The sequence below is a fragment of the Nocardia sp. NPDC055165 genome (assembly GCF_053606985.1).
Window position 1 is genome coordinate 14,000 of record NZ_JBSGSS010000026.1, and the last position, 11,698, is coordinate 25,697.

Sequence of the window (11,698 nt, forward strand, 5' to 3'; positions counted from 1 at the left end):
ACGAGCGCGGGAGCTTAGAGCATGGAGATGAATCGAACAATAGCGCCGGGTATCCGTACGGAAGTGGTGGACGTTTGTCCAGCTCAGATATGGTTAGGGTGGGGTTTGATAGCATGGCGCAACCTGAGCAGGACCCTTCGAGAGAGTCGTCAATTGCAGTTCGAAATCGTCGAGCGGGACGAGACCTGGGTGGCCGGTCTTCCGGTTCGCAGTCCCAAACGCGCACTCGGTGAGCTCCGCGACCGTGACCTCGAGACGGCATGGTCGGCGGTTCTGCATCAGGATCTCGGCGGGCCTCTGGCCAGCGCCTATACCGACTACACCGGTGAGCTGAGTACGTACAACACCCAGATCGTGGGCTACCGGTGCGAGTCGCTCGATCAGGTCACTCGCGGACATCTGGCGGCCCGGTTGCCGCGCGGCACCTACGCGCGCTTCTCCTCGGTCGGTAATTTCCCGCAGGTGATGACGGATCTGTGGACCCAGATCGCCTACGCCGAGGAGCACAACCAGATCAAGCGCACCTTCACCGGCGATTTCGAGTGCTACCCGCACGCCTACAAGATCGACCTGTACCTGGCGGTCGACCCACGATGACCTATTCGATCGTGGTCCGTGGCGCGGCGCTGTACGGCGGCCTGGCGGTGCCGAAGGTGCACCCGAGCTTCAAAGTGAGCAACAGCGACCTGATCGAGTTCCTCAAGGACCGGCTGCGCGACCGCCCCGGCGGCGGCGAACCGCTGCACACGGTCTACGTGCCCGACCCGGCGGGCAACTGGAACGCGCTGGTGGCACGCGAATACGCGACTCCGGACGACGTACCGGTCGGCGATCTCATGCTGCGAGTTCCCAAGGGTATCTACGCCCGTTTCGCGCCCAACGGCGACTATCACGACCCGGTGGAAGACGTCTGGGCCCAGGTCGACGACGCGACGGCGTCGGCCGAGATCTCCCGCGCCTACCGCGAGGAGATCGAAGTGTGGCACGGTCCCGACACGGTGGAATTGTTCGTGTCGATCACGGTTGATAGCTGAAAGTTAGCCGAATTCGAACCGATCGGTCTTGACTCGACCGCCTCTCGCGCATTCACCCGTTCTGACCTGGGATTATTTCAACTGGCTCAGAAGGTTACCGGAAAATTAGCCACTCGTATGGTGCATTCCTGCCGAATGACGGATACTGCGTAGGAAATCTTTGGCTGGTCGGACAAAGCCGACGTGGGTGTAGGTACGGAGTTGTATGAGGGTGTCGGCTCACACCGGCTCGGATAACCGGGTGGTCGGTGCGAATGCGGGCGGGTTGCGGTACCTCGACAGCAGCTCTGGATGCCATGTCCGCATCTGTTCACCAGCGGAAGATCCGGCACTGTGGGATCGGTATCTCGAGGGTGCGCTGAATGGTTACCGGCACTACGGAGTTCAGGACGCGCTCGATGTCGAGACCCTCGCCGACGGCCGTTCGACGTCGCTGTTCCTCGTCGCGATCGATCCTGACGGGTCGGTGGTGGCCGGCCTGCGCGCGCACGGGCCGCATGCGACCGCTGACGACATCCCCGGATTCCACCCATGGCTCGGCACTCCAGGCGAGGCCGCGTTGCGCGCCTCCGTCGACGCCAAGGCGCCGCACGGAGTCGTCGAATCCAAGGGCGGGTGGTCGATACGGTCGGTCCCGCGCAGGCCGGAACTCGGCGCGTTGGTGGCCCGCGGCGTCGTCCACGTCACCTGGCTGCTCGACGTGCGGTACGGGTTCGGCGTCAGCCCCCTGCATCAGCTCGAGTCCTACCGATCGAGTGGGGCACGCCAGGATCCCGGCATTCCCGCCGTGTCCTACCCGGACGAGCGGTACACCACCGTGCCGGTCTGGTGGGATCTGTCCGATCTGTCGGCGGCGACGCCGACCCAGCGCGATCTGATCGACGTCGAGCGCGCGCAACTGCTCGAAGTGCGACGCCCATGATCCGAGACCTCGCGCCCACCGACGTCTTCCGAGCGTCGGTGCTCGATGACGCGGTCCCCGCCGACGCGGCCGAGCTGGCGCGCCTGCGGGAGCTCCCCGGTATCTCGGTGAGCGATCTGCGTCCCGCGATGCGATCGGAACTGGCCCGGCTCAAAGCCGCGCCCGACGCGGACCCGGCCGACGATCGCTGGGTGTACTACCCGTGGCGCCGCGCGCTGGTCGCCATCGTCGGCGCCACCGCGTTTCGCGCTGTTCGGCAGGACCGCAACCGGAACAAGCTGACCATCGCCGAGCAACGGCAGCTGCGCGGCCAGGCGGTCGGCGTCATCGGGCAGAGCGCGGGGCACGAGATCGCCTACGTCGCCGCGCTGGAAGGCGCCTGCGGGCTGCTGCGGATCGCCGACTTCGACACCGTCGAGCTGTCGAATCTGAATCGGATTCCCGGTGGGCTGTTCGACATCGGGCTCAACAAGTGTGTCGTCACCGGCCGGCGGATCGCCGAACTCGACCCGTATCTGCCCGTCGAGATCTTCCCGGCGGGCGTCGACGAGTCGTCGATGGACGAATTCCTGACCGGGCTGTCGGTGGTGGTCGAGGTCTGCGATTCCCTCGACGTGAAACTCGCCGCCCGCGAGGCGGCCAGGCGGCACCGCATCCCGGTGCTGATGGAGACCAATGATCGAGGTCTGTTCGATGTCGAGCGATTCGATCTCGAACCCGATCGGCCGCCGTTCCACGGCCTGCTCGGTGAGACGACGAGAGCTGATCTGCGCGGCTTGTCGAACCGCGACAAGGCTCCGCACGTGATGCGGATCCTCGACCCGGATCAGCTCTCGGCCCGGCTCGCCGCCAGCCTCACCGAAATCGACGAGACGGTCACCACGTGGCCCCAGCTCGGCAGCGATGTGGGGCTCGGCGCTGCCATCATCGCCACGGCGGTGCGCCGGATCGGCCTCGATCAGGCGCTGCCGTCCGGGCGAATTCGCGTCGACCTCGAGCGCGAGCTCGACAGCCTCGGCGAGCCCGATCGAGGTGACCGCGGATTCACGGCCGACGCCGTGCCGCTCGACGAGCTCGACGAGCCGCGCACATCGATCGCCCGCATCCTGCACGGCATCGAACGCGCGCCGTCGGGTGGCAACGCGCAGCCGTGGGTGGTGCGCGTCGACGGTTCCGCCGTGCATCTCGCGGTCGACCCGGCGCGTACCTCCGGGATGGATATCGGATTCCGTGGCAGCGCGGTGGCTCTCGGCGCGGCCCTCTACAACGCCCGCGTCGCCGCCGCAGCTCAGGGTTTGCTGGGGACGCACGAGATCGTGCTCGGCGGTACGGCGCCCGTGTCGGCGGTGCTGCACCTCGGTGCGCGGGCCGACCCGGAACTGGCCGCCGATTACCCTGGAATGCTGACCCGTGCCACCAACCGGCACCTCGGCGACGGACGCGCCATGGCACCGGAAGTGCTTGATGCACTGGCTGTTTCGGCTGCGGCGGAAGGCGCGTTCGTGCGCGGGGTCACCGATCGCGCCGGGCTCGGCGAGGTCGCCGAACTCCTCGCCGAATCCGACCGCGTCCGCTACCTGACGCCCCGGCTGCACGCGGAGATGTTCGGTGAATTGCGCTGGCCCGCTGACGATTTACGAACCGGGCTCGACCTGCGAACCATGGAGCTGGCCTCCGACGAGTACGCCAAACTGGCCATCGGCGGGCGTGCCGATGTGATGGCCTACCTGCGGAACTGGTCCGGCGGCGCGGCGCTGGGCGACTACGCGCGCCAGCGGATTTCGTCCGGCTCGGCGCTGATCGCGGTCACCTGCCCAGCCGGTGCCGACGCCGATCTGGCCGATTATGTGCGTGGCGGTTCCGCCGTCGAGCGCGTGTGGATTGCCGCGCAGAAGCTGGGCCTCGCGGTCCAGCCGATGTCCCCGGTTTTCCTCTACGTCCGTGACGACAACGATTTGCGCAACGTATCCGCAGGATTCACAGATACACTGGCCTCGATCCACAAACGGTTCTCCGCACTGATGGGAATTCCCGGGCACGAGACGGTCACGGCAGTATTACGACTGAGCTATGCGCCCGCGCCGACAGTACGGAGCGCCAGGCTCCCGGTACTCGGTTCAGGGAACTGACAGATAGCACGATCGGAGAAACGGTGCCTCGGCGAAACCTCGACTCGTTGGTGACGCAGGTCGCCTCGGAGTTGATGGGCGTCGACGCCACGACCATGGTCGTGGCCAGCGAGCGCGTGCTCGCGAGCCTGGTGGACTACTTCGACGTCGAGTTCGCCTATCTGCGCCACACCGTGCGTGAGCAGCGCCAGACCGTGCTGATCGCCGAATGGCCGCGCCGGCCCTACGTGCCCGACCCCGACCCCTTACACGTCATCGACTTCGCCGAGGCCGACTCGTTGTTCCTGGCCAGCGAGAACGCCGTCGAGCCGATCATCGTCAGCCGAGGCGACGAATACCCCGACTACCAGGAGATGATCAGGCAGACCACCGGCATGCCCTCGATGGTGACCGCCTGTGTTCCCCTGGTCTCGCGCGGGGTGTCCATCGGCGCGCTCGGCTTCGTCCGGCGCGGTGACCGGGCGTGGACCACCCGCGAGGTCAATGTACTCAAGGCGATTGCGGCCCTGTTCGCCCAGCTACAGGCCAGAGTGGAGGCCGAGGACCGGCTGCGCTACATCGCCTCGCACGACGATCTCACCGGCCTGGCCAACCGGCGCGCGCTGCTCGAGCACATGGAGGAAAGGCTCGCGCCGGGGAACGAGGGTCCGGTCGCGACCTTCTTCCTCGACCTCGATCGGCTCAAAGCGCTCAACGACTTCCTCGGGCACAACGCGGGCGACAATTTCATCCGCACGCTCGCGGCCAGGTTGCGCAAGAACTTCGCCCCCGAGGACATGATCGCGCGCCTGGGCGGCGACGAGTTCGTCATCGTGCCCGCCAAGACGATGGACGCGGTGGCCGCCGAACTGGAGGCGAACCGGATCCAGGAGCTGGTCGGGCGCCGGGTCTCGGTCGGGCAGGAATCGGTGAGCCGCGGGGTCAGCGTCGGCGTGGCGCTCGGTGTGCCCGGCGAGACGACGGTGTCGGACGTGCTGCGCCGTGCCGACCACGCGTTGCTCTCGGCGAAATCCGGTGGTGGCAACGGGATCGCGGTGTTCACCGACGCCATGCGGGTCCAGTTCGAGTTACAGGACGACGTCGAGGTCAACCTGCGCAGCGCGGTGTCCGACGGGTCGATGGTGCTGCACTATCAGCCCGAGGTCGACCTGCGCACCGGACGCATCGTGGCGCTGGAAGCGCTGGTGCGCTGGCAGCACCCCACGCGCGGACTCCTGCCGCCCGGCGCGTTCGTCGCCGTCGCCGAGGCCACCAACCTGGCGGGCGAACTCGGCCGGTGGGTGATCCGGTCGGCGTGTTCGCAATTCGCCGACTGGCGCCGCCGCGGCCTGGCCGCCAATGTGGTGATCCGGATCAATGTGTCCCCGGTCCAGCTGGTGAGCGCCGATTTCGTCGAGCGCATCGAGGACATTCTCCGCCTGTACGGCATCGACGGCAGTTCCGTCTGCCTGGAGATCACCGAGCACGTCGTCGTGCAGGACCTCGTGCGAACCAGACTCACCCTGCGCGGCCTGAAACGGATGGGCGTGCAGATCGCCATCGACGATTTCGGTACCGGCTACAGCTCGCTCTCCCATCTCAAGGCGCTGCCCGTCGACGCCGTGAAGATCGACCGCGGTTTCGTGCAGCGGCTCGGCGACAGCGACGACGACCTGGCGATCGTGAAGTCGATCATCGGGCTGGCCGGGTCGTTCGGCCTCGGCGTGGTGGGCGAGGGAGTGGAGACGCCGATGGCGGCCAGGACGCTGGTCGGTCTCGGCTGCTACCGCGCGCAGGGGTTCCTCATCGCCAGGCCGATGCCGGGTGAGGAAGTCGAGGCGCACCTGCGCGAAGGACGTATCCCGCTCGACCTCGACCTGCCGCGCGCGGGTCGTGGCGTGGCGTCGAGCTGAATCGCGGCGATGCCGTCCGACGATTGGCTCCTGGTGGAGACCCTTCTCCCCGGTGGTGAGCCGACGGTGGTCGCCGCGGGCGCGCACCCGAGGCACTGGTCCGGGCTCGGCTCGCTGCGTCGGGTTCTCGGCCCGTCCCGCGCGCGGATCGCGACAGAGGCGGTGCGGCGCTGCCACGCGGACGGGCACGCGCAGCGCCTGGTCGAGGCGGACACGCTGGTGGTGACCGAGCCGGTGCCGTGCGCTTACGGCGGCGTCCACGGGGTGCGGCTGTGGGCCGGAGCCGTCGATACCCCGATCCCGCCACCGCGCCGAGTCGCCGCCTGGGACTGGGATGCCGACACCGAGCTCGCCCATCACGGACCCGGCCTGGAGGAACTCGTCTTCGCCAGGGACCCCGAACAGGTCCGGGTGATCCGCACGCCGCCCGAGGCATTCGGCCGGATGGCGCGCTTCGACGGGCGCATCGAGTACTTCGCGATGGTCGCGCGCATCGACGACGGTGGCCTGTGGCAGGGCGAGGTCGACATGGCGGGCGACGACGACGAGGTCCGCCACTTCCAGATGATCACCAGGGCGGTACCCGCGCAACGCCGGATCAGCGCGCTGATGCACGCGATTCCCGAGCTCGACACCGCCCAGCCCGCCGCCGATCCCGATACGGCCATGTTGCGCGCCGTTTCGCAGAGCAGCGGTGTGGGTGTCGGCATCATCGAGCTGACCAGCGCCCTGATCTACGAATGGGCCGGACCACCGCTGCCCCCGCTGGATCGCTGGCTGGTGGAGCGACCCGTCATCGATCCTGATGATCTCGCCACGTTGCGGGGCGCCTGCCGCGACCTGGCCCGCACTCCGGGTACCGGCAGGCGACTGGCGCTGCGGGTGCGGTTCGCGGTCGGGGAGTGGATCACCGCGCAGGCCGAACTGGTGGCCATGGGTACGGGGCACGGGCTGCTGCGGGTGTGGTCGGCCGGTGACGGCTCGCTCGTCGCGCACTGAGCCGCATCTTTCGACGCTGTTCACCTCCCGTTCCTCGGGCAGGACCCGGAGGTAACCCGCGCGGCGCGACGATCGGCGTGTGCGCATCGTGCAGCTTGCCAATTTCTATGGCCCGCGATCGGGTGGGTTGCGCACTGCCCTGCACCACCTCGGTGAGGGCTATGTGGCAGCGGGGCACGAAGTGGTGCTGATCGTGCCGGGGTCGCGGCGTTCGGAAGAGGTTCTGCCCACCGGTGCGTTGCGAATTACTCTGCCCGCGTTGGGAATTCCGTGGACAGGTGGGTATCGCGCGGCGGATCCGCGGCGGGTGGCCGACGTGTTGTCCGGGTTGTCGCCGGACGTGCTCGAGGTGTCGGACCGGCTCACGCTGCGCGGTTTCGGCCGGTGGGCGGGGCGGCGCGGGGTGGCGAGCGTGATGATCTCGCACGAGCGCCTCGACCGGCTGCTCGGCCAGTTCCTGCCCGGACCCGCCGCGCGCCGCTGCGCCGACGTGGCCAACCGGCGCACGGCAGCCGACTACGACATGGTCGTGTGCACCACCGACTTCGCGCGGGAGGAATTCCTGCGGATCGGTGCGCCGAACGTGGAACTGGTCCCGCTCGGGGTCGACCTCGATCTGTTCAGTCCACGACGCCGTGACTCCGGCTTGCGCGCCGATCTCGGCGTCGCCGGGCATCCGATGCTGGTGCATTGCGGTCGGCTGTCGGTGGAGAAGCGTGTCGACCGCAGTATCGAGGCGGTCGGCGCCCTGCATCGCGCCGGCGTACCCGCCCGGCTGGTCGTCGCAGGCGACGGGCCGCGGCGCGAATCGCTCGAACGCCGCGCCCGCACCCTGCCCGCCCTGCCCGGTGGCGAGCCCGCGGTCCACTTCACCGGCTTCATCAACGAACGCGCGATGGTGGCGAAACTCCTCGCCACCGCGGACGTTTCACTGGCGCCGGGCCCGCACGAGACCTTCGGCCTCGCTGCTCTGGAGGCCTTGGCCGCGGGCACTCCGGTCGTGGCGAGCCGCTCGTCCGCCCTCGCCGATATCGTCACCGCCGAATGCGGGGCCATCGCCGCTGATCGGCCCCGTGCCTTCGCGCAGGCTGTCACCGATGTCTTGGCCATGCCCACCTCCGGCCGCCGTCGAGCTGCCCGCTCGCGCGCCGAGCAATTCGGCTGGCCGCGCGCGGTCGCGGGAATGCTCGCGGTGCTGGGTCGCTGATCGGGCAGGCTCGGCGTTCGGGCTCAGCTCTCCGAGCGGGCCGCCAGGACGGCGTCGTAGAGCTCGCGGCGGGAGGCGCCCCGGCCTGCGGAGACCTCGGCGCAGGCGTCCTTGAGCCGCATGCCGCCTGCCACCAGTGTCTCGACCTCGTCGACCAGTTCGGCGGGCTCGGCCGAAACCGGTTGGGAGCCTTCGAGAACCACGGTGATCTCGCCGCGGGCGCCATCGGCGGACCAGGCGGCCAGTTCGCCGAGCGTGCCGCGGACGACCTCCTCGTAGGTTTTGGTGAGTTCGCGGCAGATGGCGGCGCGACGGTCGGGGCCGAGGACCGCGACCGCGTCGGCCATACAGTCGGCCAGGCGGTGGGGTGCTTCGAAGAAGACGATGGCGCGCTGTTCGGAGGCCAAGGTACGCAACCACTCTCGGCGCTGGCCGCCCTTACGCGGGGCGAAGCCGTCGAAACAGAAGCGTTCCACCGGGAGACCGGACAGGGCCAGCGCGGTGGTGACCGCCGAGGGGCCGGGCAGGCAGGTGACCGGCAGATCACGGTCGACGGCGGCGGCGACCAGCCGATAGCCGGGGTCGCTCACCGACGGCATGCCGGCATCGGTGACCAGCAGGACTGTCAGACCGCTCGCGATGTCGTCGAGCAGGGCGGGGATACGGGCGGCTTCCACATGGTCGTAGAAGCTGACGATGCGGCCGGTGATCTCGACGCCGAGCGCCTTCGCGAGCGATTTCGTGCGGCGGGTGTCCTCGGCCGCGACCACGTCGGCCGAACCGAGCGCGTCGCGCAGTCGCTGCGAGGCGTCGCCGATGTCGCCCATGGGGGTTGCCGCTAAGACCAACACAGTGTTGTCCGACCTCTCCGGTAAGTTCTCCCCGCAGGCGATCGAGTGCGGCGAGCAGTGCGGCCAAGCGGTATCCGGTCGCCCGTAAGCCGCGTGCGTAGATGGCGCGTGTTCATTCTGTCAGGCGGGGGAGCCGCGCCCGAGGGCGCGTAGGTGGGGAAACGAGGGGGCACAAGTGTCGGGTCGGACTTCGTGGGTGGCACCGCCTACGATCGGGGCGTGATCCCGGTGACCGATGAGCGCGCGATGCCTCCGTCGCGTCCCGTGTCGGCGTCGGTCAGTCCCGCGCCGCTGCGCCCGGCCCCCGATTTCGGTCCACTCGACACCGCGCGCGGCTGGCTCGTCACCGCGGTGCTCACCGTTATCGCCGCGCTGACCAGGTTCATCAACCTGAACTATCCGACCGACGCGCGCACTCCCGTCTTCGACGAAAAGCATTACGCCCCACAGGCCTGGCAGATGGTCACCGGCGGCGGTGTGGAGGACAACCCCGCCTACGGCCTGGTCGTGCACCCACCCGTCGGCAAGCAGTTCATCGCCCTCAGTGAGGCGATCTTCGGCTACAACGCGTGGGGCTGGCGTGGCACGGCGGCGCTGGCGGGCACGATCCTGGTGCTGCTCGTGGTGCGGATCGTGCGCCGGATGGCCCGCTCGACGCTGATCGGCGCGTTCGCGGGTGTGCTGCTCATCGCCGAGAGCCTGACCTTCGTCTCCTCGCGCATCGGCATGCTCGACATCTTCATGTCGCTGCTGGTCACCGCGGCGTTCGGCTGTCTGATAGTCGACCGCGACGAAATGCGCGAGCGGATGGCTCGCGCGGATCTGGCCGGGCGGGTCGGCGTCTCGGACTGGGGTCCGCGGCTGGGCGTGCGCTGGTGGCGGTTCGGCGCGGGCGTGCTGCTCGGGCTCGCGTGCGGCACCAAGTGGTCGGGCATCTACTACATCATGTTCTTCGGCCTGCTCAGCGTGGCCTTCGACGTGAGCGCGCGCCGCGCGTACGGGGTGCGCAAACCGTGGCTGGGCGCGATGGTGCGCGACGTGGGGCCCGCGCTGTACGCGCTGGTGGTGATTCCGCTGGTGGTGTACCTGTCCTCGTATTGGGCGTGGTTCGCCAGCGAGAACGGGGTGTTCCGGTACGCGGTGGGCAATCAGGTCGGCAGCGGTGGCGCGTTCGCGTTCCTGCCCGACGCGCTGCGCTCGCTCTGGTACTACCAGGGCGAGACCCTCGACTTCCATTCCAGTCTCACCAATTCGGCGGGCAACCACCATCCGTGGGAGTCCAAGCCGTGGACCTGGCCGATGGGCCTGCGCCCGATGCTCTATTACTACGTGCCGCCCGAGAATGCGACCGGCTGTGGTGAGCCGCAATGTGTCAAGGCAGTGATGGCGGTCGGCACGCCCGCACTGTGGTGGCTGGCGCTGCCCCTGATCTGCTGGATGGTGTGGCGTTCGGTCGTGCGTCGCGACTGGCGTTACGCGGCGGTGCTGGTGGGCTACGGCGCGGGGCTGCTGCCGTGGTTCCTGACGCTGGATCGGCAGATGTACTTCTTCTACGCGGTGGTGCTCGCACCGTTTTTGGTGATGGGGACAGCGTTGGCCCTTGGCGACATACTCGGCTCGGCCAGACCCGCCGGGATACCGCGAAGTCCGACAGGCACCTACCTCCCCGCCCCCGTGAACGAGCGTTACGCGCTCGGCCTGCTGATCGTCAGCATCTATCTCGGCGTGGTGATCGCGAACTTCGTCTGGCTGTGGCCGATCCTCACCGGCCAACCGATCACCCCGGCCAACTGGCAGGACCACCTGTGGCTACCCAGTTGGCGCTAGACCCGTCGACGAACGGCTAAGACCGCGCTATGCTCGACGACGGGACTTTTGCCTCGCGGTGAAAGCCCTTGAAAGCTGGGGGCTTTCGCGATTTCTTCGCGGTGAAAGAACTGTCGCTCGATCAAGTTTGTCGAGGACCAACGCTGATGTGAAACACTCTGGAGGGGAAATCCATTGATCGCAAAGACTATTGCTGCCATCGCCATCGCGATCGGCGCGGCGGGTATCGCTGCCGCACCCGCCATCGCCGATGATCGGCCGATCGAGATCAGTAAGCACACCACGACCGATGGTTGCAGCCAGGCGAAATCCGACTACCTGCGGGAGAATCCTGGTGCGAATGCGAGTTGCCACCTGACTCACCCGGACGGCATGATCACGCTCTTCCTCAACTACCCTGCCTGATCGGTCATCGCTCTGCTCACGCCGAGGGAGCTCGGAGCTACTTCCCTCGGTGTGAGCGGCACCGATCGGCGCTAGTTACCCAACGCGCGATGGACAAGTTCGACGGCGGCTGTGTCGTCGAGTCCGAGCCGCCGGACCGTGGTCACGTAGTCGACGGCGGCGCGGCTGGCGATATCGCGGGTGGGGTCGCCGGAGGAGGCGATGAAAGAGCCTTGGCGGCCACGGGTTTCGAGCACGCCGTCGGACTCCAGTTCGCGGTAGGCGCGGGCGACGGTGTTGGGGGCGATGCCGAGATCGGCGGCCAGCGCGCGGACCGTGGGGATCTTGGTGCCCGCGGGGAGGGTGCCCGCGCGGACCTGTTCGATCACGGCCATGCGCAGCTGCTCGTAGGGCGGCTGCGAGGAATCGGTGGACAGCTCGACGTGGAACACG

General features: G+C 68.2%; 11 protein-coding genes. 9 read left to right on the plus strand and 2 right to left on the minus strand.

Annotated features, from left to right (window positions below):
* Positions 1-153 precede the first annotated feature (153 nt).
* From ACWFRF_RS33160 to ACWFRF_RS33190, 7 genes are all read left to right on the plus strand, one after another.
* Positions 154-597, plus strand: a complete 444-nt coding sequence (locus ACWFRF_RS33160) for a GyrI-like domain-containing protein (RefSeq protein WP_378993237.1) — start codon at positions 154-156, stop codon at positions 595-597.
* Positions 594-1,034: an AraC family transcriptional regulator gene (locus ACWFRF_RS33165; RefSeq protein WP_378635974.1), complete on the plus strand. Its 441-nt coding sequence runs from the start codon at positions 594-596 to the stop codon at positions 1,032-1,034. Before ACWFRF_RS33160 ends, ACWFRF_RS33165 begins: the two co-directional genes overlap by 4 nt.
* A 205-nt stretch (positions 1,035-1,239) precedes the next feature.
* Positions 1,240-1,956, plus strand: coding sequence for a hypothetical protein (locus tag ACWFRF_RS33170; protein ID WP_452454060.1), 717 nt, complete (start codon positions 1,240-1,242; stop codon positions 1,954-1,956).
* On the plus strand, positions 1,953-4,085 hold the full coding sequence (locus ACWFRF_RS33175; RefSeq protein WP_452454062.1) for an Rv1355c family protein: 2,133 nt from the start codon (positions 1,953-1,955) through the stop codon (positions 4,083-4,085). The genes ACWFRF_RS33170 and ACWFRF_RS33175 overlap by 4 nt, the downstream gene beginning before the upstream one ends.
* Before the next feature lie 23 nt (positions 4,086-4,108).
* Positions 4,109-5,977 carry a putative bifunctional diguanylate cyclase/phosphodiesterase gene (locus tag ACWFRF_RS33180; protein WP_452454064.1) on the plus strand — a complete coding sequence of 623 codons (1,869 nt, stop codon included), beginning with the start codon at positions 4,109-4,111 and terminating at the stop codon, positions 5,975-5,977.
* Positions 5,978-5,986: 9 nt separating this feature from the next.
* The gene (locus tag ACWFRF_RS33185; RefSeq protein WP_452454065.1) at positions 5,987-6,976 is read left to right on the plus strand and encodes a GAF domain-containing protein; all 990 of its coding nucleotides are present in this window, start codon (positions 5,987-5,989) and stop codon (positions 6,974-6,976) included.
* Positions 6,977-7,055: 79 nt separating this feature from the next.
* Positions 7,056-8,183: a glycosyltransferase gene (locus tag ACWFRF_RS33190; protein WP_378993229.1), complete on the plus strand. Its 1,128-nt coding sequence runs from the start codon at positions 7,056-7,058 to the stop codon at positions 8,181-8,183.
* Between the two features lie 23 nt (positions 8,184-8,206).
* Here the strand turns inward: ACWFRF_RS33190 and rsmI are convergent, their stop codons facing one another.
* Positions 8,207-9,076, minus strand: a complete 870-nt coding sequence (gene rsmI / locus ACWFRF_RS33195) for a 16S rRNA (cytidine(1402)-2'-O)-methyltransferase (protein WP_378993328.1) — start codon at positions 9,074-9,076, stop codon at positions 8,207-8,209.
* Between the two features lie 177 nt (positions 9,077-9,253).
* On the opposite strand from rsmI, the gene ACWFRF_RS33200 reads away from it, so the two are divergent.
* Together ACWFRF_RS33200 and ACWFRF_RS33205 are read left to right on the plus strand one after the other, a co-directional pair.
* On the plus strand, positions 9,254-10,861 hold the full coding sequence (locus ACWFRF_RS33200; protein WP_379312058.1) for a dolichyl-phosphate-mannose--protein mannosyltransferase: 1,608 nt from the start codon (positions 9,254-9,256) through the stop codon (positions 10,859-10,861).
* A gap of 174 nt (positions 10,862-11,035) precedes the next feature.
* A complete protein-coding gene (locus ACWFRF_RS33205; RefSeq protein WP_379312057.1) occupies positions 11,036-11,266 on the plus strand; it encodes a hypothetical protein in 231 nt (76 codons plus the stop codon).
* 71 nt (positions 11,267-11,337) lie between these two features.
* Here ACWFRF_RS33205 and ACWFRF_RS33210 read toward each other — a convergent pair whose 3' ends face one another.
* Positions 11,338-11,697, minus strand: coding sequence for a GntR family transcriptional regulator (locus tag ACWFRF_RS33210; protein WP_379312063.1), 360 nt, complete (start codon positions 11,695-11,697; stop codon positions 11,338-11,340).
* Position 11,698 lies beyond the last annotated feature (1 nt).